Here is a 21,130-nt window from a genome sequence, read left to right on the forward strand (position 1 = left end):
CGAGCACCCAGACGGTGCGGGAGCCCTGATCCTCCCGAAAGGCCCTGATGACCCCGCCTGCCCAGCCCCGCGAGCGCCTGCGCGTGGCGATCCAGAAGTCCGGCCGCCTGGGCGACCCGGCCCGCGAGCTGCTCGCCTCCTGCGGGCTCACCTGGCGGGAGAGCCGGGACCGGCTGTTCTGCTACGGCGAGAGCCTGCCGGTCGACCTGCTCCTGGTGCGCGACGACGACATCCCCGGGCTCATCGCCGACGGCGTGTGCGACCTGGGGATCGTGGGGCGCAACGTGCTCGTCGAGCACGGCCTGGCCCGGGAGGCGCAGGGCCGCGGGGTGGAGCTCACCGAGTGGCGCCAGCTGGGGTGGGGCACCTGCCGCCTCGACATCGCCATCGACGAGGAGCAGGAGTGGACCGGGCCGGAGCAGCTGGCCGGGCTGCGGATCGCCACGTCCTACCCGCACACCCTGGGCCGCTGGCTGGCCGAGCAGGGCGTGCAGGCCGAGCCGATCGTGCTCAACGGCTCGGTCGAGATCGCCCCGCGGCTGGGCCAGGCCGACGTCGTGTGCGACCTCGTCTCCACCGGCGGCACCCTCCGGGCCAACCAGCTCACCCCGGTGACGACGATCCTGCACAGCGAGGCCGTCATCGCCGGGCCGGGGCGGACCCTGGACGACGGGCGCCAGGAGATCGCCGACCTGCTGCTGCGCCGGCTCGACGGGGCCGTGCAGCTCAAGGAGTCCCGCCTCCTCATGCTGCGCACCGCGCGCAGCGGTCTCGACACCGTCCTCGGGCTGCTGCCGGAGGGCCACGAGCCGACGGTCATGGCCGTGGAGGGGCGCGACGAGGTGGCGCTGCAGATGCTCGTGCACGGCCCGGTCTCGTGGGCCCGGCTGGAGGACCTCAAGCGCTGCGGGGCGCACAACCTCATGGTGCTGCCGGTGGAGGGGATGCTGGCATGAACATCCTCACCTGGGCCGAGCTCGACGAGACCCAGCGGCGCGAGGCGCTGCGGCGCGGGACCGCTGCCGCCGGGCCGGAGGTCACCGCCGGCGTCGCGCAGATCCTCCAGCAGGTGCGCGAGGGTGGCGACGAGGCGCTGCGCGAGCTCACCGCCCGCCTGGACGGCGCCCGGCCGGCCGCGCTCCGCGTCCCCGTGGCCGACCGGGACGCCGCGGTCGCCGCCCTGGACCCGCTGCTGCGCGCTGCGATCGCCGAGGCCGCCGGCCGGATCCGCACCTTCCACGAGGCCGGTGTGCAGCAGGGGTATGCCGTGGAGACCGCCCCCGGCGTCGTCTGCCGCCGGGTGGTCCGCCCGATCCGCCGGGTCGGCCTCTACGTCCCGGCGGGGTCGGCCCCGCTGCCCAGCACCGCGCTCATGCTGGGCGTGCCGGCCCAGCTCGCCGGCTGCCCCGAGGTCGTGCTCTGCACGCCGCCGCGGCCCGACGGCACCGCCGACCCGGCCGTGCTGGCGGCTGCGGCCGAGTGCGGCATCGAGGACGTCTTCGTCGTCGGGGGAGCCCAGGCGATCGCCGCGATGGCCCACGGCACCGCGTCGGTCCCGGCCTGCGACAAGCTCTTCGGGCCCGGCAACGCCTGGGTGACCGAGGCCAAGCGGCAGGTGAGCACCGCCGAGGGGGGTCCCGGGATCGACATGCCGGCCGGGCCCTCCGAGGTGCTCGTCATCGCCGACGCGGGAGCCGACCCCGAGTTCGTCGCGGCCGACCTGCTCTCGCAGGCCGAGCACGGCCCGGACAGCCAGGTCGTCCTGCTCACCGACAGCCCGCAGCTCGCGTCCGAGGTGGCCGCCCAGGTGGCCGAGCAGGTCGAGTCGCTGCCGCGGGCCGACATCGCCCGCAAGGCGCTGGCGTCCTCGCGCCTGGTCGTCACCGCCGACCTCGACCAGGCGGTGGAGGTCTCCAACGACTACGCCCCCGAGCACCTCATCCTCGCCCTGCGCGACGCCGAGGACTGGGTGGACCGCATCGACCGGGCCGGGTCGGTCTTCCTCGGGGACCACACGCCGGAGACGCTGGGCGACTACTGCTCGGGCACCAACCACGTCCTCCCGACGGCCGGCGCCGCGCGCTTCACCGGCGGGGTCAACGTCTCGGCCTTCCAGATCGCCATGACCGTCCAGCAGGCCACGGCGCAGGGCCTGGCTGCGGTCGGGCCCTGCGCGGTGACCCTCGCCGAGGCCGAGGCGCTGCACGCCCACCAGCGCGCGGTGACCCGTCGCCTCGCCCGTCTGTCCGAGGGGGCGGCGACGTGAGCCCGGCGCGCGAGGAGCTCGCCTTCCCCGTCGACCTCCTGCGGCCGGACCTTCGCGGCTTCGCCGGCTACTCCTCGGCCCGCACCAGCACCCCCACGGGCACGGCGGACCGCATCTGGCTCAACGCCAACGAGTCCGGGGTGAGCAACCCCGCCGACGCCTCGGGCGCCTCGCGGCGCTACCCGGACCCGCAGCCCGCCGAGCTCGTGGAGGCGTTCGCCGACCTCTGGGCCACCACCCCCGACCGGGTGGTCGTCGGCCGCGGCAGCGACGAGGCCATCGAGCTGCTGGTGCGCAGCCTGTGCCGCCCGGGCGGGGACGGCGTCGTCATCACCTCCCCGACCTTCGGGATGTATGCCGTGTCCGCCCGCCTGCACGGCGTGCCCGTGGTCGACGTGCCGCAGGTGGACGACGGGCTGCGCTGGCACGTCGACACCGCCGCCGTCGCCCGGGCCGCCCGGGAGCGGGGCGCCCGCGTGGTCTTCCTCGCCTCGCCGGGCAACCCGACGGGGTCGGTGGTGCCGTTGCGCGACGTGGTCCGGCTCGCCGAGGAGCTCGCCGACCAGGCCGTCGTCGTCGTCGACGAGGCCTACGGCGAGTTCGCCGCCCAGCGCTCGGCCGTGACACTCCTGGAGGAGCACCCGACGCTGGTCGTGCTCCGCACCCTGTCCAAGGCGCACGCCCTGGCCGGCGCCCGGGTCGGCATCGCGCTGGCGCACCCCGACCTCACGGCGGTGCTGCGCCGGGTGCAGGCCCCGTACCCGATGCCGGAGCCGGTGACCGCGCTCGCGCTGCGGGCCCTGGCGCCACAGGCCCGGCAGGCGACCGGTGAGCACGTCGGCGACGTCCTGCGCCTGCGGGACGAGGTCGGGCGGTGGCTGCGCGACCTGGACGAGGTCCGCACCGTCTACGCCAGCGAGGCCAACTTCTTCCTGGTGCGGTGTGACGCCCCGGACGCGCTGCTGCATACCCTGGAGGCCGCCGGGATCGTGGTCCGCGACATGCGCCACCTCCCCGGCCTGGACGACGCGCTGCGGATCACCATCGGCACCGGCCCGGAGATGACCGCCCTGCGCAGCGCCCTGGCCGACCTCACCACCCCCCGACCCACCCCGACCGAGGAGACCCCCGCATGAGCCCCCGCCCGATCTGCTTCGTCGACCGCGACGGGACGATCATCACCGAGCCGCACGACCAGCAGGTGGACGCGCTCGAGAAGGTGGCCTTCGTCGACGGGGTCATCCCGGCGCTGCTGCGGATCCAGGACGCAGGCTTCGACCTCGTCATGGTGAGCAACCAGGACGGCCTGGGGACGGAGTCGTTCCCGCAGGCCGACTTCGACGCCGCGCACGGCCTGGTCACGCAGGTCCTCACCAGCCAGGGCGTCACCTTCCGGGACGTCTACATCGACCCGCACCACGGGGGGCCGGAGGCGCCGTGGACCCGCAAGCCCGGCATCGGCATGGTCGTGCACCTGCTCAAGGACCGCGGTGTGGACTGGGACCGCTCGGTCATGGTCGGCGACCGGCCGACCGACCGGGAGTTCGGCGACAACCTCGGCATCCGCAGCTACCTGCTGCCCGAGGTCGGGTGGGCGCAGATCGCGCACGAGCTCGTCGACGCCCCGCGCACCGCCCGGGTCGAGCGGGCCACCTCCGAGACCAGCATCACGGTCGAGGTCGACCTCGACGCCACCGGGGGCAGCAAGATCTCCACCGGGATCGGCTTCTACGACCACATGCTCGACCAGCTGGCCAAGCACGGCGGCTTCCGGATGCGGGTCGCCTGCGCGGGCGACCTGCACATCGACGACCACCACACCGTCGAGGACGTCGCGCTCGCGGTCGGCGAGGCGATCCGGACGGCCCTGGGGGACAAGCGCGGCATCGGCCGCTACGGCTTCACCCTGCCGATGGACGAGGCGCAGGCCACCGCTGCCCTCGACCTGTCCGGGCGGCCCTACTTCGCCTACGAGGGCAGCTTCGAGCGGGAGAGCGTCGGTGACTTCTCCACCGAGATGGTCGAGCACTTCTGGCGCTCCTTCGCCGACGCCATGCGCTGCACCCTGCACCTGTCGGTCACCGGCAGCAACACCCACCACATGATCGAGGTCGGCTTCAAGGCGGTCGCCCGCGCGTTGCGGATGGGCATCGCCCGGCAGGGGGACTCGGCCGAGCTGCCCTCGACCAAGGGCGTCCTGTGAGGGTCGCGCTCGTCGACGGCGGCGGCACCAACATCGGCTCGGTGAGCTACGCCCTCGAACGGCTCGGCGCGACGAGCCGGCTCACCGCCGACCCCGGCGACATCCTGGCCGCGGACCGGGTCATCCTCCCCGGTGTCGGCGCCGCCGGGGCGGGCATGCGCCGGCTGCGCGAGCTCGGGCTCGTCGACGTGCTCCACCAGGTGGAGGCGCCGCTGCTCGGCGTGTGCCTGGGGATGCAGCTGCTCTTCGAGCGCTCCGCCGAGGACGGCGGGGTCGAGACCCTCGGCCTGGTCCCGGGCGAGGTGCGCGGCATACCTCCCCGTCCCGGCGTCCGCGTGCCGCACATGGGCTGGAACTCCCTCGTCGACCTCGTCGAGGACCCGCTGCTCACCGGTATCGAGGAGGGCGAGCGGGCCTACTTCGTCCACTCCTACGCCGCCCCGTCGGGGGCGTCCACGCTGGCCGCGACCGAGCACGGGGGCCGGTGGAGCGCCGTCGTGCGCTCGGGCCGGCGGTGGGGCGCGCAGTTCCACCCGGAGCGCTCCTCCGCGCTCGGGGCGAGGTTTCTGCGAAACTTCCTGCACGAGGTCGAAGGATGACACGACGCATCGCCCCCGCACCGACACCGGAGAGATCCACGTGACCCACACCGGACCGTTCACCGTCTACCCCGCGATCGACGTGCGCGGAGGGGCCGTGGTCCGCCTCCTGCGGGGCGACTACGACCAGGAGACCCGCTATACCGACAACCCGGTGGCGGTGGCCGAGAACTACGCCCGCTCCGGCGCCGCCTGGCTGCACCTCGTCGACCTCGACGCGGCGCGGGCCGGGGGCTACACCCTCGGCGAGACGCTCACCACCATCGTGGAGACCACCGGGCTGCGGGTGCAGACCGGGGGAGGGGTGCGCAGCCTCGAGGACGTGCAGCAGCTGCTCGACGCCGGTGCCGAGCGGGTCGTCGTCGGCTCGCTGGCGGTGCGTGAGCCGGAGACGGTCGCGCACTGGCTGGACCGCGTCGGGCCGGACCGGATCACCGTCGCCCTCGACACCAGGATCGGCGAGGACGGACGCTGGGTGCTGCCCACCTCGGGCTGGACCTCGGTGGGGGAGCAGGACCTCACGACCACCCTGCACCACTACCAGGGCTCGGGTCTGCGCCACGTCCTGTGCACCGACATCGGCCGCGACGGCACCCTCTCGGGGCCCAACTTCCACCTCTACACGATGCTCACCCGGTCCAACCCGGCGCTGGAGCTCCAGGCCTCGGGCGGGGCGCGGTCCGTGGACGACGTCCGGGCGGCCAAGAAGCACGGGTGCTCCGGGATCATCCTCGGCAAGGCGCTGCTCGAGGGCCGGCTCACCGTCGGCGACGCGGTCCAGGAGGAGCAGGTATGACGCTGGCCCGCCGCATCATCCCCTGCCTCGACGTCCGTGCGGGCCGGGTGGTCAAGGGCACCCGCTTCCGCGACCACCGGGACATGGGGGACATCGTCGAGCTCGCCCAGCGGTACGCCGCCTCGGGCGCCGACGAGCTCGTGTTCTACGACATCACCGCCAGCCCCGAGGGGCGCGGCGTGGACGTCGGCTGGGTGGAGCGCGTCGCCCGCAGCATCGACATCCCGTTCTGCGTCGCCGGCGGGATCCGCTCGGTGGCCACCGCCCGGGCCGTCCTGCACGCCGGGGCCGACAAGGTGTCGGTCAACACCCCCGCCACGCAGCGCCCCGAGCTGGTCGGCGAGCTCGCTGAGGCCTTCGGGGTGCAGTGCGTCGTCGTCGGCGTCGACAGCCTGCGGGACGAGGACGGGCAGTGGCGGATCCGGCAGTTCACCGGCAGCCCGGACGCCACGCGGGCGCTGGAGGTGACGACCCTGGACTGGGTGCGCCGCGTCGTCGACCTCGGGGCGGGCGAGGTGGTGCTCAACTGCATGGGCTCCGACGGCGTCCGGGACGGCTACGACCTCGAGCAGCTGGCAGCGGTCCGGGAGGTGTGCCCGGTGCCGCTCGTCGCCAGCGGCGGTGCGGGGGCGCCTGCGCACTTCGTCGACGTCTTCCGCGAGGCCGACGTCGACGGGGCCCTGGCGGCCACGGTCTTCCACGACGGGTCCATCCCGATCCCCGCGCTCAAGCGGACCCTGGCGCAGGCCGGTGTCGAGGTGCGCCTGGACGCGTCCCCCACCCCCACGCAGGAGGCCTCGTGAGCGACTCCCCGCACGCCGCCGACGGCGCCGACGGCGCCGGCGCCCCGGACGAGGGCATCCCCACCGACCGAGCGCCGGGAATGGTTGGCCCCGGGACCGACCGAGCGTCGAGAATGGTGGGCCCCGAGACCGACCGAGCGCCGAGAATGGTGGGCCCCGAGACCGACCGAGCGCCGGGAATGGTGGGCTTCGGGGTCACGGACGTGGACTTCGCCAAGGCCGGCGGCCTCGTGCCCGGGGTGGTCCAGCACGCCCGCACCGGTCAGGTGCTCATGGTGGGCTTCCTCGACGAGCAGGCGCTGAGGGTGACCCTCGACACCGGCCTCGCGACCTTCCACAGCCGCAGCCGCGGGGCGCTCTGGACGAAGGGGGAGTCCAGCGGCAACGTCCTGCGGGTCGAGGCGGTCGAGCTCGACTGCGACCGGGATACCCTGCTGCTGCACGCCATCCCCTCCGGTCCGACGTGCCACACGGGCGAGCAGACGTGCTTCGACCCCGGGGCGCGACCCGGGTCGTTCGTGCACGAGCTGGACGAGGTCGTGCGGGGGCGGCAGCTCGAGCTGCCCGAGGGGTCCTACACCACCACGCTGTTCACCGGCGGCGTGCGCCGGATCGCGCAGAAGGTGGGGGAGGAGGGCGTCGAGACCGCGCTGGCGGCGGTCGCGCAGGACGACGACGCGCTGCTGGGGGAGTCCGCCGACCTCGTCTACCACCTGCTGGTGCTCCTGCGCTCGCGCGACCTGGGGTTGGCCGACGTCGAGCGGGTGCTGCGGCGACGGCACGGCTGAGCCGGGCCGCTACTCGGTGCGGGGGCCGCCCCGGAGCCCGACCTCGGCGAGCTCGAGGTCGGCCAGGGTGCGCAGCGCCACCGGGTCGCCCGAGCGCCACGCGGCGACCGGGTCGTCGAGGACCTGCTGCAGGCGGCGCGGGCGCTGGTGCACGAGGGCCCGCAGGGCGAGCAGCTCCTGGGACCGCGGGTCGTGCAGGTCCCGGCCGAGGGACCGGGCGCGGCGCACCCAGGAGAGGCGGACGACCAGCCAGAGCAGGAGGACGATGAGGACGGGCGTCAGGGTCGAGAGCACGCTGACCAGCCAGGCGACCGTGCGCACCCCCGACTCCAGCCGCTCCGCGGCGCTGACCAGGTCGGTCCCCACCCCGGCGGCGCCGATGAAGGGCGTGTCCAGCTCGTCGCCGACCAGGGGGATCTCGGTCACCCGGCCCGCCACCTCCTCCATCCGGCTCTGGAGGCCGGTCCCCGCCGCCCGCAGCGGGACCGCCGGCGCGGCCAGCGTCATGACGAGGTCGAAGACGAGGCGGCCGACGAACACCCAGGCGACCACCCAGCCGAGGACGAGCAGGTCGGCGACGACCTGGCGGGAACGGCGGGCGGGAGCTTCGGCATACCAGCGCATGAGGGCAGTCTCCCCCCGCCCGCACCGGCAGCGCGGCAGGACCGCACCGGACGCGCGGCAGGCACCCGCCGGTATGCCGTGACCTGAGAAGATCTCGTCCGTGACCACGTCCGCCTCCGAGAGCACCCCCCGCACCCCGTTGGCGCGCGCGGTCGGCGACTGGCTGGACCACCTGAGGGTGGAGCGCGGGCGGTCCGAGCACACGCTGCGGGCCTACCGGCGGGACCTGGACCGCTACCTGCGCTACCTCGACGGGCTGGACGTGCGGACTCCGAGCGAGGTGCGCGAGCAGCACGTGACCGGTTTTCTGGCCCACCTGCGCTCCGGCGACCAGGAGCACCAGCCCCTGGCGGCGACATCGGCGGCACGGGCCGTCGTGGCGGTGCGCGGCCTGCACACCTTCCTCGCGGTCGAGGGGCAGGCGCCGGCAGACCCCGCCCGCGAGGTCACCCCGCCGACGCCGCCCCGCCGGCTGCCCAAGGCGCTGACCGTGCATGACGTGGAGCGGCTGCTGCAGGCGGCCGCCCTGGGGGACACGCCCGCCGCGCTGCGGGACCGCGCGCTGCTGGAGATGCTCTACGGGTGCGGCGCCCGGGTGAGCGAGGCGATCGCCCTCGATGTGGACGACCTGGAGCTCGGGCGGGGGGACGAGGGCGGCGATGGGGTGGTGCGGCTGTTCGGCAAGGGACGCAAGGAACGGATCGTGCCGATGGGGCGCTACGCGCGGGACGCCCTCGACGCCTGGCTGGTCCGGGGCAGGCCCGCACTGGCTCGGCGCGGCGCCGGCACACCGGCTGTCTTCGTCAACGCCCGTGGCGGACGGCTCTCCCGGCAGTCGGCGTGGACCGCGATCAAGGCCGCCGCCGACCGGGCGGACCTGCGCGGCGAGATCTCGCCGCACACCCTCCGCCACTCCTTCGCCACGCACCTGCTCGACGGCGGCGCGGACGTGCGCGTCGTGCAGGAGCTCCTCGGCCACGCCTCGGTCGCGACGACCCAGATCTACACCCACGTGTCGACGCAGCACCTGCGAGAGGTGTACGCCCAGGCCCATCCCCGTGCTCGGGGCGCGCGTCCGGGGGCGGGAGTCTCAACCTCAGGTCGAGGTGCAGGCAGATGGCCCTCTCCTGGAGGCGTGGATTAGGGTCGGATCGATCGGCGGGACGCCGACCACGACCACCACGCACCTGGAGACACCACGTGACCCACGACCGGCTGCCCGGTACCGAGACCTCGGGCGTGGGGCAGACAGGCCCCACCGGCCGCCCGTTGCCCGACTTCGCCGTGCCACCGCCGCTGGCCAGCCACGGCCCGGCCCGCGTCATCGCGATGTGCAACCAGAAGGGCGGCGTCGGCAAGACGACCACGACCATCAACCTGGGCGCCGCGCTGGCGGAGTACGGCCGCAAGGTGCTCATGGTCGACTTCGACCCGCAGGGCGCGCTCTCGGTCGGTTTCGGGGTCCGGGCGCACGACCTCGACGTCACCATCTACAACCTGCTCGTCGAGCGTGGCCACGACGTGCGCGACGTCATCCAGCCCACCCGGGTCCCCGGCATCGACATCCTGCCGACCAACATCGACCTGTCGGCCGCCGAGGTGCAGCTCGTGGGCGAGGTCGCGCGCGAGCAGGTCCTGGCCCGCGTCCTGCGCCCGGTGCTCGACGACTACGACGTGGTGTTCATCGACTGCCAGCCCTCGCTGGGCCTGCTGACCGTCAACGCCCTCACCGCTGCGCACGGCGTCGTCATCCCGCTCGAGACGGAGTTCTTCGCCATGCGAGGGGTGGCCCTGCTCATCGAGACGATCGAGAAGATCACCGACCGGCTCAACCCGCGCCTGGAGGTCGACGGCATCCTCGCGACGATGTACGACGGTCGCACCCTGCACTCGCGCGAGGTCGTCCGCAGCGTGGTCGACCACTTCGGCGACACCGTCTTCCACACGGTCATCAGCCGCACGGTGAAGTTCCCGGACGCCACGCTCGCCGCCGAGCCGATCACGACCTACGCCAGCACGCACTCGGGCGCGGAGGCCTACCGCCAGCTCGCTCGCGAGCTCGTCTCCCGCGGCGGCGCACCCTGAGCGAGGTGGGTACGCCCCCCGCCACCAGCACCGGGCCCGAGACGCCGGGCGGGGTCCTGGTGTCGGGCAGGGCCGGGTTCGAGGTGCACCTCGACGTCTTCTCCGGCCCGTTCGAGCTGCTGCTCGGCCTCATCGCCAAGCACAAGCTGGACGTCACCGAGATCGCCCTGGCCCGGGTCACCGACGAGTTCGTCGCCTACCTCCGGGCGGCCCAGGAGGGGGAGGGGGAGTGGGACCTGTCGCAGGCCAGCGAGTTCGTGCTCATCGCCGCGACCCTGCTCGACCTCAAGGCGGCCCGGCTGCTGCCCGGCGCCCGCGAGGACGACGAGGAGGACCTTGCCCTCATCGAGGCCCGCGACCTGCTCTTCGCCCGGCTGCTGCAGTACCGCGCCTTCAAGCAGGTCGCCGACGAGCTGCGCCTGCAGATGGAGGGCAAGGGACGCATCTTCGCCCGGGACGTCGGGATCGAGGAGCGCTTCGCCTCGCTGCTGCCCGAGCTCGTGCTGACGATCACGCCGGAGCAGCTGGCGATGATCGCGGGCCGTGCCATGATCCCCAAGCCACCGCCGACCGTCGGTGTGGAGCACCTGCACGCCGCGCAGGTGTCGGTGCGCGAGCAGGCCTCGATCGTCGTGTCCCGGCTCCGCGGACGCGGCAGCGCCAGCTTCCGCGACCTGGTCGCCGACGCCGACTCGACGCTGGTGATCGTGGCCCGCTTCCTGGCCCTCCTGGAGCTCTTCCGCGACACCGTCGTGGCGCTGGAGCAGGACGAGGCGCTGGGGGAGCTAACGGTGCGCTGGACCGGCCCGGAGGGCGGCGACGTCGCCCCGGTGGGGGCGGAGTTCGACGAGGAGGTGGCCGATGAGCCGGCCCGATGAGCAGGACCAGCCCGGCATCGACGTGCGCAGCCTGCCCGGCGGCGTGCGCTCGGCCATCGAGGCCGTCCTCATGGTCGTCGACGAGCCGGTCACCGAGGAGGCGCTGGCCGGCGCCCTCGAGCTGTCGCTGGAGGAGGTCGGTGCGGCGCTCGACGCGCTCGCCCAGGAGTATGCCGAGGGTCAGCGCGGGTTCATGCTGCGCCGGCTGGGTGGGGGCTGGCGGGTCTACAGCCGTCCGGAATACGCAGCGGTGGTCGAGCAGTTCCTCCTGGGAGGCCAACAGGCGAGGCTGACCCAGGCCGCCCTGGAGACCTTGGCGGTCATCGCCTACCGGCAGCCCATCAGCCGCGCCCGTATCGGCGCCATCCGCGGGGTCAACGTGGACGGCGTCGTGCGGACCCTGCTGGCCCGCGGCATGGTGACCGAGGCCGGGCAGGACCCGACCGGCGGCGCGGTGCTGTATGGCACGACGGACCTGTTCCTGCAGCGGATGGGCCTGGACAGCCTGGACGACCTGCCGGCCCTGGCCCCCTATCTCCCCTCGGCCGAGGTGCTCGAGGAGCTCGCATCGGAAGGACTCGCATGAGCAACGGCAAGCAGCAGCGACCCGGATCCCGCGGCGGTGGCAAGGGCCACGGCGCGGGTGCATCCCGAGGGGGTGGCCGCTCCGGCGGTGGGCGCTCCGGGGGCGCCCGCGGCGGCCCCGGCGTGCCCTCCCAGGGGGGCGGCGCGGGCCCCCGCCGGGCCGGGGGCAGCCGCCCTCCGCGCCGCCGGCGGCCCAGCACCCCGCCGGACCCGGCGTCCCGCGACGTCCACAGCCCGGAGGGCGTGCGCCTGCAGAAGCTGCTGGCGGGCGCCGGCTTCGGTAGCCGCCGGGCCTGCGAGAAGCTCATCGAGGAGGGCCGCGTCGAGGTCGACGGGCAGGTCGTGGTCGAGCTGGGGGTCCGCGTCGACCCGTCGAGGCAGACCGTGCACGTCGACGGCGACCGTGTCGTCGTGGACACGGACAAGGTCTACCTCGCCTTCAACAAGCCGGCCGGCGTCGTCTCCACGATGGAGGACGACGAGGGCCGTCCCTGCCTGACCGACTACGTCGGGCACCTGTCCCAGCGGCTCTTCCACGTCGGCCGCCTCGACGTCGACACCGAGGGGCTGCTGCTGCTCACCAACGACGGCGACCTCGCGCACAAGCTGCAGCACCCGGCCTTCGGCGTCCCCAAGACCTACGTCGCCCAGGTGCACGGCGTCGTCGGACCCGGTGTCGGCAAGCAGCTGCGTGACGGCGTCCAGCTCGAGGACGGGCTGGCGAAGGCCGACAGCTTCCGCCTCGTCGACGACATCCCGGGCCACTCCATCGTCGAGGTCGTGCTGCACGAGGGCCGCAAGCACATCGTGCGTCGGATGATGGAGGAGGTCGGCTACCCCGTCGAGGCCCTCTCCCGGGTCCAGATCGGGCCGGTCCGGCTCGCCGAGCTGCGTCCGGGCAAGTACCGCGCGCTCTCCGCCGAGGAGGTCGCCCAGCTCTACCGCTCGGCGGGGGAGTAGGGCGGGCGAGGGTCCCCCGGCGGGTAGGGTGGCGGCGTGTCCGCACCGCCTCTCACCGTCGCCATCGACGGGCCCTCAGGGTCCGGGAAGTCCTCCGTGTCTCGGGCGGTCGCCCGAGAGCTCGGCCTGGCCTACCTCGACACCGGGGCGATGTACCGCGCGCTGGCGTGGCACTGCCTCGAACAGGGCCTGGACCTGGACGACGGGGAGGCCGTGGCCCAGGCGGCGCGCGACCTGCCGCTCGCGGTGCCGACCGACCCCGACGACCAGAGCGTCACGGTGGCCGGCACGGACGTCACCGGCGCGATCCGTGAGCAGCGGGTCACCGAGCAGGTGTCCGCCGTCGCGACCAACCTCGACGTGCGCGCCGAGCTGCGCCGGCGGCAGCGGGAGGTCATCGGCGCCCAGCGCGAGGCCCGCGGCGGCATCGTGGCCGAGGGCCGTGACATCACCACCGTCGTGGCCCCGGACGCCGAGCACCGGGTGCTGCTGACGGCCTCGGAGGAGGCCCGTCTGGCCCGACGGGCCACCGAGCTGCACGGCGGCGCCGACGCCCACCAGGTCGCCGCCACCCGCGACCAGATCGTCCGCCGCGACGAGCAGGACTCCACCGTCAGCGCCTTCATGGAAGCCGCGGACGGGGTCGTGACGTTGGACACCTCAGACCTGACCTTCGACGAGGTCGTCGCGGCCGTGCTCGCCCTGGTCCGGGGCGAGGTCACGCCGCGCGCCGAGCCGCAGGCACCACATACCCCTGACCCCGACGCCTGAGGAGCACCCATGAGCACGAGCACGAGCGACAAGATCGAGGCCTACGCCCACCCCGAGCGCCTGGTCACCACCGCGTGGCTGGCCGAGCACCTGGACGACGAGGACGTCGTCGTCCTGGAGTCCGACGAGGACGTCCTGCTCTACGACACCGGGCACGTCCCCGGCGCCCGCAAGCTGGACTGGCACACCGACCTCAACGACCCCCTGACCCGGGACTACGTCGACGGCGAGCGGTTCGCGCAGGTGATGTCCGAGCGAGGCATCGCCCGCGACACCACGGTCGTCATCTACGGCGACAAGTCCAACTGGTGGGCGGCGTACGCGCTATGGGTGATGACCCTGTTCGGTCATGAGGACGTGCGGCTGCTCGACGGCGGCCGGGCGAAGTGGGTCGAGGAGGGCCGCGAGCTCACCACCGACGTGCCTGAGGTCACCCCCGCCGACTACCCCGTCGTCGACCGCGACGACAGCGCCGTCCGGGCGTTCAAGGCCGACGTGCTCGACCACCTGGGCTCACCCCTGGTCGACGTGCGCTCGCCGGGTGAGTACTCCGGTGAGCTCCTGCACATGCCGGACTACCCGCAGGAGGGCGCCATGCGGGGCGGGCACATTCCGGGGGCCGCGTCCGTGCCGTGGGCCCGCGCGGCCAACGAGGACGGCACCTTCCGCTCCCGCGAGGAGCTCGAGGCGCTCTACCTCGAGGAGCAGGGGCTCTCCGCGTCCGACGACGTGGTCGCCTACTGCCGGATCGGTGAGCGCTCGAGCCACACCTGGTTCGTGCTCACCCACCTCCTGGGCTTCGAGAAGGTGCGCAACTACGACGGCAGCTGGACCGAGTGGGGCAACTCCGTCGGCGTGCCCGTGGAGCGGTGAGGGATGCCTGAGGAGACCGAGCGCACCGATCTGCCCGAGGCGATGGCCGAGCTCGCCGAGGACTTCCACGCGGTGAGCCAGCCCGAGCGGCTGCAGCTGCTGCTGGAGCTCTCGCGCGAGCTGCCGGCCCTGCCCGAGCGCTACGACGGCAGCCTGGACACCATGGAGCGGGTCGACGAGTGCCAGTCGCCCCTCTTCCTCGCGGTCGAGGTCGAGGACGACCCGGAGCACACCGTCCGGTTGTTCTTCGACGCCCCGCCCGAGGCGCCCACCACCCGCGGCTTCGCGGGGATCCTGCACGAGAGCCTGGACGGGCTGTCGGCCCGGCAGGTCCTCGAGGTCCCGGACGACGCTCCCTACCGGTTCGGCCTGGCCGAGGCGGTGTCCCCGCTGCGCATGCGGGGCATGGTCGGCATGCTGGGCCGCATCAAGCGACAGGTGCGGCTGCGCGACGACGCCCGCACCGCCGAGGCCGGGCAGGAGAGCGCATGAGCGGGCCGCACGACGACGGGGACGTCGAGGTCGAGTGGACCGGCGGTGACCCCGACGCGCTGCCCGACCTCGAGCCCAGCGAGCAGGACGAGGCGCTGGAGCAGGCGCTGCGGGCGGGGCTCGTCGACTTCGAGCTCTCCGCGGAGGACCAGGCGCTGGTCGAGCGCGGCGAGCTGCCGTTCGACGAGGAGGCCGCCGCGGGTGGCCGCCCGGTCGTCGCGATCGTCGGCCGGCCCAACGTCGGCAAGTCCAGCCTGGTCAACCGCATCCTCGGGCGCCGCGAGGCGGTCGTCGAGGACGTGCCCGGCGTGACCCGCGACCGGGTCGCCTACGACGCGGAGTGGTCTGGTCGCCGGTTCACCGTCGTGGACACCGGCGGCTGGGAGGTCGATGCCCGGGGCATCCACCTGCGGGTCGCCGAGCAGGCCGAGGTCGCCGTGGAGCTGGCCGACGCGGTGATGTTCGTCGTCGACGCCACGGTCGGGGCGACTGACACCGACGAGCAGGTGGTCCGGCTGCTGAGGCGTTCGGGCAAGCCGGTCGTCCTGGTCGCCAACAAGGTCGACGACCAGCGCTTCGAGGCGGACGCGGCGATGCTCTGGAGCCTGGGCCTGGGGCAGCCGTGGCCGGTGTCCGCCCTGCACGGGCGCGGCTCGGGCGACGTCCTCGACGCGCTGCTCGACGTGCTGCCGGAGACCTCGGCGGTGGCCGGGGTCGGCGAGCGCGGGGGACCGCGGCGGGTCGCTCTCGTCGGGCGCCCCAACGTCGGCAAGTCCTCCCTGCTCAACAAGCTCGCCGGGACCGACCGGGTCGTCGTCGACGACGTGGCCGGGACCACCCGCGACCCGGTCGATGAGCTGATCGAGCTCGGTGACGACGGGAGGGTATGGCGTTTCGTCGACACCGCGGGCATCCGCCGGCGGGTGCACCAGACGCGGGGCGCCGACTTCTACGCCTCGCTGCGCACCCAGGCCGCGCTGGAGAAGGCCGAGGTGGCCGTCGTCCTGGTGGACGTGTCCGAGCCGATCGCCGAGCAGGACATCCGGGTGATCCAGCAGGTCGTGGACGCCGGGCGGGCGCTGGTCGTGGCCTACAACAAGTGGGACACCCTGGACGAGGAGCGGCGCTACTACCTCGAGCGCGAGATCGAGCGCGAGCTGGTCCAGATCACCTGGGCCCCACGGGTCAACATCTCCGCGACCACCGGGCGCAACGTCGCCAAGCTGGTGCCCGCCCTGGACACCGCGCTGGCCTCCTGGGACCGCCGCATCCCCACGGCCCGGCTCAACGCCTTCCTCGGGGAGGTCGTGGCCGGGCACCCGCACCCGGTGCGCAGCGGCAAGCAGCCGCGGGTGCTCTTCGCGACGCAGGCCGACACCCGCCCGCCGAAGTTCGTCATCTTCGCCTCGGGCTTCATCGAGGCGGGCTACCGGCGGTTCCTGGAGCGTCGGCTGCGCGAGCAGTTCGGCTTCGCCGGGACCCCGATCGAGATCTCGGTGCGGGTGCGGGAGAAGCGCCGCCGCTGACCTACCCGGGGATTGGGTCAGCCGGGCACCGATGGGCTAACCTGATCCTCGCCCAGCCGGGCGGACAACAGAACAACGGGATGTGGCGCAGCTTGGTAGCGCACTTGACTGGGGGTCAAGGGGTCGCAGGTTCAAATCCTGTCATCCCGACGAAAAGCCCTGGTGAGAGGCCTTCTCTCGCCAGGGCTTCGTCGTGTCCGGGGCCCCTCGGACGGGTGACAGCCCCGAGAGCCGCTGTTAAGGTTCGGCCCACGCCGTCCCCCGGGCGGTCGACCTCCGCCCGGCGCGCCACCTGTGCGTCTGGGTCTCGACACCGCGACGAACCCCGAGAAGGCCACCCTCATGTCAGAGGACCGACGACCGCCCCGCACGACGATCGCCGAGGACGCCAGGCGCGCCGGCCGCCGCGCCGGCGCCTCCCTGGGCAAGCTGGACTACCAGCGCCCGACGTACCCGCACGACATCCACCCCGCCCTCGTGCCCGGGATCTCGGTGGACGAGCAGCGGCGTCGCTACAGCCTGAGCAAGACCGTCTTCGCGCTGGCCGGTGTGCTCACCGTCGCCTTCGTCATCTGGGGCGTGGCGGACTCCGAGGGCGTCGCCCGGGTCTCCGCGGCAGCCTTCTCCTGGGCGACGACCAACCTGGGCTGGCTGTTCAACAGCGTGGCGATCATCATCCTGGTGGCCCTGCTCATCATCGCCTTCTCGCCCTACGGCCGGATCCCGCTGGGCAAGGACGGTGAGACGCCGGAGTTCAGCACCTTCGCCTGGGTCGCGATGCTCTTCGCGGCCGGCATCGGGATCGGGGTGCTCTTCTTCGGCCCCTCCGAGCCGCTCACCTACTTCGTCACCCCGCCCCCGCTGACGAACGAGGCGGAGTCGACCGAGGCGCTGCACCGGGCCATGGCGCAGACCTACTTCCACTGGGGCTTCCACGCGTGGGCGATGTACGCCCTCGTCGGGGGAGCGGTGGCGTACGCGGCATACCGGCGCGGGCGCAGCCTGCTCATGTCCTCCATCTTCCGCAGCCTCTTCGGCGCCCGGCACGCCGACGGCTTCGCCGGCAAGCTGGTGGACATCTTCGCGATCATCGCGACCCTCTTCGGTACCGCCGCCGCCCTCGGCATCGCCGCCATGCAGATCGGGGCGGGCGTGAGCATCGTCTCCGGCGTCGACGAGCTGACCAACACCGTCCTGGTCGTCATCATCCTGGTCCTCACGGTGGGCTTCATCATCTCCGCGGTCTCCGGGGTGGCCCGCGGCATCCGCTACCTGTCCAGCATCAACATCGTGCTCACGGTCGGCATCGTCGGGATCGTGCTCTTCCTGGGGCCGACGTTGTTCCTCATGAACCTGCTGCCCTCGGCGATGATGGAGTACCTCGGCTCCATGTTCGACATGATGGGGCGCTCGCTGTCCTGGGGAGAGGAGACCGCCGCCTACCAGTCCGCGTGGACCGTGTACTACTGGGCGTGGTGGATCTCCTGGTCGCCCTTCGTCGGGATCTTCATCGCCCGCATCTCGCGGGGACGGACCATCCGGCAGTTCCTCCTGGGGACCATCCTCATCCCCTCGTCCCTGCTGTTCATCGCCTACGGCATCATGGGCGGCACCTCGATCTGGATGTACCGCGAGGGCCTGCCGGGCATGAGCGCCGACCTGGCGCCCGCAGAGGTCTTCTTCGCGGTGCTCGACAACCTCCCCTATGTCGGGTGGCTGCCCTTCGTCGTCATCGTGGTGCTCTCGATCTTCTTCATCACCTCGGCCGACTCGGCCTCGGTGGTCATGGGCATGCTCGCCAGCAACGGCGACCAGAACCCCCGCCGCTGGGTGGTGGTGTTCTGGGGTCTGGTCATGTCGGGGATCGCCGTGGTGATGCTCTCGCTCGGGGACGCGACCGCGTTGGAGGGGCTGCAGCAGCTGGTCATCGTCACCGCGGTGCCGTTCGCGCTGGTGATGCTGCTGATCATCGTGGCCTGGTTCCGGGACCTGCGCACCGACCCGTTGACGCTGCGCCACCTGTATGCCGAGAACGCCGTGCGCAACGCGGTCGTCGAGGGCGTCGACCAGTACGGCGACGACTTCGCGCTCGAGGTCGTGCACGCCCGCCCCGGGGGTGGCGCCGGGGCCGAGGTCGACTCCGAGCACGAGAACTACACGGAGTGGTACCGCCGCACGGACGAGAACGGTGACCCGGTCGACTACGACTACGAGACCGGCGAGTGGGGCGACGGATGGACCGCCGGGTCCGTGCCGGAGGGTGCCGAGCCCGAGGACGACGCCGAGCCGGAGCAGTCCCCGGACGCCGAGGGCGCGGCCCGGGACGACGCCGCCAACCGGAACCCGGTGTGACCGAGCGAGCTGTCCGCGGTGGCCGCGGTGCGGGCGGAGGTGCGGTAGCGGCGGCAGTAGGACGCGTGGCACAGGTAGGACCCTCCGCGCAGCACGGGGTCCTCGCTGCCGGCGCCGAAGGGGCTGGCCGTCCACTCCCAGACGTTGCCGGTCATGTTGTGCAGGCCGTAGCCGTTCGCGGGGTAGGCGTCGACGGGCACCGTCCCTACCGGGGCGGTGGGCCGGTCCGGGAACGTGCCTTCGAAGGTGTTCATCCGGGGCCGTCCACCGGGCTCCCGGACGGCGCCCCAGGGGTAGGGCTCCTGGTCGAGGCCCGCGCGCGCCGCGAGCTCCCACTCCGCCTCGGTGGGCAGGCGGGCACCCACCCACCGGGCGTAGGCCAGGCCGTCCGCCAGCGAGACGTGGGTGACGGGGTGGTCCGGACGGTCCTCGGCGCTGGACCCGGGTCCTTCCGGCGCCAGCCAGGTCGCTCCCGCCACCTGCCGCCACCACGGGGCGGCGCGCACGGCGGGGGCGGACTCGCGGTGCCCCGGGGAAAGCAGGCCGACGAAGACGAAGGAGCTGCCGTACCGCTCGGCGTCCGTGCGGTGCCCGGTCTCCTGCACGAAGGCCGCGAACGCCGCCACGGTGACGGTGGTGGGGGAGAGCGCGAACGGGTCCACGTGCACGTCGCGGACCGGCGACTCCCCGTCCTCGGGGTAGGCCAGGGTGTCCTCGCTGCCCATCCGGAAGGTCCCGCCGGCCAGCCCGACGAGGGTGAGCCGGACGGGGGCCTGCCGGGCCAGCCGGGCGACCACCGTCGGGTCCGCCCTCCCGGGCGACGACGTCGCGGGCCGGGGCGACGGCATACCGGGGTCCGGGCGGCCGGGACCGCAGCAGGCACCCACCGAACCACCTCCAGGACCGGACGACCGACAGGAACGACGCACCGATGACCGTACCGAACATCGTCGTCATCCAGGCCGACCAGCTCGCCCCGCAGGCGCTGGGCGCCTACGGCGACGAGGCGGCGCTGACCCCGCACATGGACGCGCTGGCCGAGCAGGGTGCGGTCTTCGACCGCGCCTACTGCACGACCCCGCTCTGCGCGCCCTCCCGGGCCTCGATGATGACCGGGCTCATGCCCTCCGAGCTCGGGTGTTTCGACAACGGCGACGACTTCCCGGCCTCGGTGCCGACCTTCGCCCACCTGCTGCGGTCGGCCGGCTACCACACGGCGCTCGTGGGGCGCATGCACTTCATCGGGCCGGACCAGCACCACGGTTTCGAGCAGCGCCTGACCACGGACGTCTACCCGGCGGACCTCGACATGGTCCCCGACTGGGGCCGTCCGCTGGACCAGCGGCTGCAGTGGTACCACGCCGCCGACCCGGTCTTCACCGCCGGCGCCGCTGCCGCCACCGTGCAGCAGGACTTCGACGACGAGGTGCTCTTCCGCAGCCTGCGGCACCTCGACGACCGGGCCCGAGCCCACCAGGCGGCGCGTCGGGCCGGCGACCGTCCGCAGCCCTTCCTCATGGTCACCTCGTTCATCCACCCGCACGACCCCTACGAGCCGCCGCGGGAGCACTGGGAGCGCTTCGCGGGGGTGTCCCTCCCCGACCCGGCCCACCCCCAGGCGCCGGACGTCGCCCAGGACCCGCACACGCACCGGCTCCGGACCATGAGCGGCTTCGACCGTCAGGACCCCGACCGGCAGGCGGTGGCCCGGGCCCGGCGTGCCTACTACGCCGCTGTGAGCTACGTCGACGACATGGTCGGCGCCCTCCTCGCACGCCTGGAGGTCCTCGGGCTGGCGGACAGCACCGTGGTCGTGCTCACCAGCGACCACGGGGACATGCTGGGCGAGCGGGGCCTCTGGTACAAGATGTCGCCCTACGAGCGGAGCAGCCGGGTGCCGCTCGTCCTGCGCGGCCCGTCCGACCTGGTCCGGCCGGGGCGGTACGCCAACCCGGTGAGCCTGCTCGACGTGCTGCCCACGCTGGTCGAGCTCTCGGGCGCGGGCGGCTCCCCGGCCGGCGGCGCCCGGGCGGGGGTCTCGTTGCTGGAGAGCGCGCGGCGGGAGGCGGCGGGGGCCGCGCCGCAGGACCGGGACGTCGTCGTGGAGTATCTCGCGGAGGGGACCCACCACCCGCAGGTCACCCTGGTCCGCGGTGGGCTCAAGCTGGTGCTCTGCCCGGGGGACCCGGACCAGCTCTACGACCTCGACGCCGACCCGCACGAGCTGCGCAACGTCGTCGAGGAGGAGGGGTATGCCGGGGACGCGGCGGCCATGCGGGCCGAGCTCGAGAGCCGCTACGACCTCGGGGCGCTCGAGGCCGAGGTCCTGGCGAGCCAACATCGGCGCAGCCTCGTCGCCCACGCCCTGTCCCAGGGGCGCACCCGGCCCTGGGACCTGGTCGTGCAAGAGGAGGAGCGCTACGTGCGCGGCGACTTCTGGGCGGCGTTCCGCTACGCCAAGCTGGCCGACGACGAGGCGTGAGAGGGCACCCGCAGGCCGCACATCGTTGCCGATTCGTTGCCGTCCGG

Annotated in this window: 20 protein-coding genes, 1 tRNA gene and 1 pseudogene; 20 read left to right on the forward strand and 2 right to left on the reverse strand. The window is 73.4% G+C overall.

Translation table 11 applies throughout. The features are described from left to right. Positions 1–47: 47 nt before the first annotated feature. Genes hisG through hisIE form a run of 8 tightly spaced genes read left to right on the forward strand, consistent with a single transcriptional unit; the run spans position 48 to position 7,455 of the window. A complete protein-coding gene (gene hisG, locus Q0795_RS02295; protein ID WP_298885952.1) occupies positions 48–956 on the forward strand; it encodes an ATP phosphoribosyltransferase in 909 nt (302 codons plus the stop codon). Continuing rightward, positions 953–2,266, forward strand: coding sequence for a histidinol dehydrogenase (gene hisD / locus Q0795_RS02300; protein ID WP_298885954.1), 1,314 nt, complete (start codon positions 953–955; stop codon positions 2,264–2,266). Before hisG ends, hisD begins: the two co-directional genes overlap by 4 nt. Beyond that, positions 2,263–3,402 carry a histidinol-phosphate transaminase gene (gene hisC / locus Q0795_RS02305; protein ID WP_298885956.1) on the forward strand — a complete coding sequence of 380 codons (1,140 nt, stop codon included), beginning with the start codon at positions 2,263–2,265 and terminating at the stop codon, positions 3,400–3,402. Before hisD ends, hisC begins: the two co-directional genes overlap by 4 nt. After that, positions 3,399–4,469: a bifunctional histidinol-phosphatase/imidazoleglycerol-phosphate dehydratase HisB gene (gene hisB / locus Q0795_RS02310; RefSeq protein ID WP_298885958.1), complete on the forward strand. Its 1,071-nt coding sequence runs from the start codon at positions 3,399–3,401 to the stop codon at positions 4,467–4,469. Before hisC ends, hisB begins: the two co-directional genes overlap by 4 nt. Then, positions 4,466–5,068, forward strand: a complete 603-nt coding sequence (gene hisH / locus Q0795_RS02315; protein ID WP_298885960.1) for an imidazole glycerol phosphate synthase subunit HisH — start codon at positions 4,466–4,468, stop codon at positions 5,066–5,068. Before hisB ends, hisH begins: the two co-directional genes overlap by 4 nt. Positions 5,069–5,108: 40 nt before the next feature. After that, entirely contained in the window at positions 5,109–5,864 is a 756-nt protein-coding gene (gene hisA / locus Q0795_RS02320; protein ID WP_298885962.1) for a 1-(5-phosphoribosyl)-5-[(5-phosphoribosylamino)methylideneamino]imidazole-4-carboxamide isomerase, read from the forward strand. Continuing rightward, a complete protein-coding gene (gene hisF, locus Q0795_RS02325; protein ID WP_298885965.1) occupies positions 5,861–6,667 on the forward strand; it encodes an imidazole glycerol phosphate synthase subunit HisF in 807 nt (268 codons plus the stop codon). Before hisA ends, hisF begins: the two co-directional genes overlap by 4 nt. Then, entirely contained in the window at positions 6,664–7,455 is a 792-nt protein-coding gene (gene hisIE / locus Q0795_RS02330) for a bifunctional phosphoribosyl-AMP cyclohydrolase/phosphoribosyl-ATP diphosphatase HisIE (RefSeq protein ID WP_298885967.1), read from the forward strand. The genes hisF and hisIE overlap by 4 nt, the downstream gene beginning before the upstream one ends. 9 nt (positions 7,456–7,464) lie before the next feature. Here the strand turns inward: hisIE and Q0795_RS02335 are convergent, their stop codons facing one another. Then, positions 7,465–8,187 carry a hypothetical protein gene (locus Q0795_RS02335; protein ID WP_298885969.1) on the reverse strand — a complete coding sequence of 241 codons (723 nt, stop codon included), beginning with the start codon at positions 8,185–8,187 and terminating at the stop codon, positions 7,465–7,467. Here Q0795_RS02335 and xerD point away from each other — a divergent pair. From xerD to Q0795_RS02390, 11 genes are all read left to right on the forward strand, one after another. Beyond that, complete coding sequence (gene xerD / locus Q0795_RS02340) at positions 8,180–9,223, forward strand: site-specific tyrosine recombinase XerD (RefSeq protein WP_298885971.1); 1,044 nt, start codon at positions 8,180–8,182, stop codon at positions 9,221–9,223. The genes Q0795_RS02335 and xerD overlap by 8 nt on opposite strands. Positions 9,224–9,279: 56 nt before the next feature. Beyond that, entirely contained in the window at positions 9,280–10,164 is an 885-nt protein-coding gene (locus tag Q0795_RS02345; RefSeq protein ID WP_298885973.1) for an AAA family ATPase, read from the forward strand. A 56-nt stretch (positions 10,165–10,220) separates the two neighbouring features. Then, entirely contained in the window at positions 10,221–11,042 is an 822-nt protein-coding gene (locus tag Q0795_RS02350; protein WP_298886612.1) for a segregation/condensation protein A, read from the forward strand. Beyond that, the gene (gene scpB, locus Q0795_RS02355) at positions 11,026–11,628 is read left to right on the forward strand and encodes an SMC-Scp complex subunit ScpB (RefSeq protein WP_298885975.1); all 603 of its coding nucleotides are present in this window, start codon (positions 11,026–11,028) and stop codon (positions 11,626–11,628) included. The genes Q0795_RS02350 and scpB overlap by 17 nt, the downstream gene beginning before the upstream one ends. Continuing rightward, the gene (locus tag Q0795_RS02360) at positions 11,625–12,587 is read left to right on the forward strand and encodes a pseudouridine synthase (protein ID WP_298885977.1); all 963 of its coding nucleotides are present in this window, start codon (positions 11,625–11,627) and stop codon (positions 12,585–12,587) included. Before scpB ends, Q0795_RS02360 begins: the two co-directional genes overlap by 4 nt. 36 nt (positions 12,588–12,623) lie before the next feature. Beyond that, a complete protein-coding gene (cmk, locus tag Q0795_RS02365; protein WP_298885979.1) occupies positions 12,624–13,358 on the forward strand; it encodes a (d)CMP kinase in 735 nt (244 codons plus the stop codon). Positions 13,359–13,367: 9 nt separating this feature from the next. Beyond that, complete coding sequence (locus tag Q0795_RS02370; protein WP_298885981.1) at positions 13,368–14,231, forward strand: sulfurtransferase; 864 nt, start codon at positions 13,368–13,370, stop codon at positions 14,229–14,231. 3 nt (positions 14,232–14,234) lie between these two features. Continuing rightward, positions 14,235–14,723 carry a SufE family protein gene (locus tag Q0795_RS02375; protein WP_298885983.1) on the forward strand — a complete coding sequence of 163 codons (489 nt, stop codon included), beginning with the start codon at positions 14,235–14,237 and terminating at the stop codon, positions 14,721–14,723. Continuing rightward, the gene (der, locus tag Q0795_RS02380) at positions 14,720–16,249 is read left to right on the forward strand and encodes a ribosome biogenesis GTPase Der (RefSeq protein ID WP_298885985.1); all 1,530 of its coding nucleotides are present in this window, start codon (positions 14,720–14,722) and stop codon (positions 16,247–16,249) included. Before Q0795_RS02375 ends, der begins: the two co-directional genes overlap by 4 nt. A gap of 76 nt (positions 16,250–16,325) precedes the next feature. Continuing rightward, a tRNA-Pro gene (locus Q0795_RS02385) sits at positions 16,326–16,399 on the forward strand. Between the two features lie 192 nt (positions 16,400–16,591). Then, a complete protein-coding gene (locus Q0795_RS02390; RefSeq protein ID WP_298885987.1) occupies positions 16,592–18,601 on the forward strand; it encodes a BCCT family transporter in 2,010 nt (669 codons plus the stop codon). A 38-nt stretch (positions 18,602–18,639) separates the two neighbouring features. On the opposite strand, the pseudogene Q0795_RS02395 reads toward Q0795_RS02390, so the two are convergent. Then, a pseudogene (locus Q0795_RS02395) lies at positions 18,640–19,449 on the reverse strand (SUMF1/EgtB/PvdO family nonheme iron enzyme); the annotation flags it as partial. A gap of 83 nt (positions 19,450–19,532) precedes the next feature. On the opposite strand from Q0795_RS02395, the gene betC reads away from it, so the two are divergent. After that, positions 19,533–21,083 carry a choline-sulfatase gene (gene betC / locus Q0795_RS02400; RefSeq protein ID WP_298885989.1) on the forward strand — a complete coding sequence of 517 codons (1,551 nt, stop codon included), beginning with the start codon at positions 19,533–19,535 and terminating at the stop codon, positions 21,081–21,083. The last annotated feature ends 47 nt before the right edge of the window (positions 21,084–21,130 follow it).

The sequence above is a fragment of the uncultured Serinicoccus sp. genome (genome assembly GCF_947487915.1).
GTDB lineage: Bacteria > Actinomycetota > Actinomycetes > Actinomycetales > Dermatophilaceae > Ornithinicoccus.

Bases quoted from the DNA above. Each gene is read 5' to 3' on its own strand.
- hisG (WP_298885952.1), top strand. From the start codon at position 48: ATGACCCCGCCTGCCCAGCCCCGCGAGCGCCTGCGCGTGGCGATCCAG.
- hisD (WP_298885954.1), top strand. From the start codon at position 953: ATGAACATCCTCACCTGGGCCGAGCTCGACGAGACCCAGCGGCGCGAG.
- hisB (WP_298885958.1), top strand. From the start codon at position 3,399: ATGAGCCCCCGCCCGATCTGCTTCGTCGACCGCGACGGGACGATCATC.
- hisF (WP_298885965.1), top strand. From the start codon at position 5,861: ATGACGCTGGCCCGCCGCATCATCCCCTGCCTCGACGTCCGTGCGGGC.
- scpB (WP_298885975.1), top strand. From the start codon at position 11,026: ATGAGCCGGCCCGATGAGCAGGACCAGCCCGGCATCGACGTGCGCAGC.
- Q0795_RS02360 (WP_298885977.1), top strand. From the start codon at position 11,625: ATGAGCAACGGCAAGCAGCAGCGACCCGGATCCCGCGGCGGTGGCAAG.
- Q0795_RS02370 (WP_298885981.1), top strand. From the start codon at position 13,368: ATGAGCACGAGCACGAGCGACAAGATCGAGGCCTACGCCCACCCCGAG.
- Q0795_RS02375 (WP_298885983.1), top strand. From the start codon at position 14,235: ATGCCTGAGGAGACCGAGCGCACCGATCTGCCCGAGGCGATGGCCGAG.
- der (WP_298885985.1), top strand. From the start codon at position 14,720: ATGAGCGGGCCGCACGACGACGGGGACGTCGAGGTCGAGTGGACCGGC.
- Q0795_RS02390 (WP_298885987.1), top strand. From the start codon at position 16,592: ATGTCAGAGGACCGACGACCGCCCCGCACGACGATCGCCGAGGACGCC.
- betC (WP_298885989.1), top strand. From the start codon at position 19,533: ATGACCGTACCGAACATCGTCGTCATCCAGGCCGACCAGCTCGCCCCG.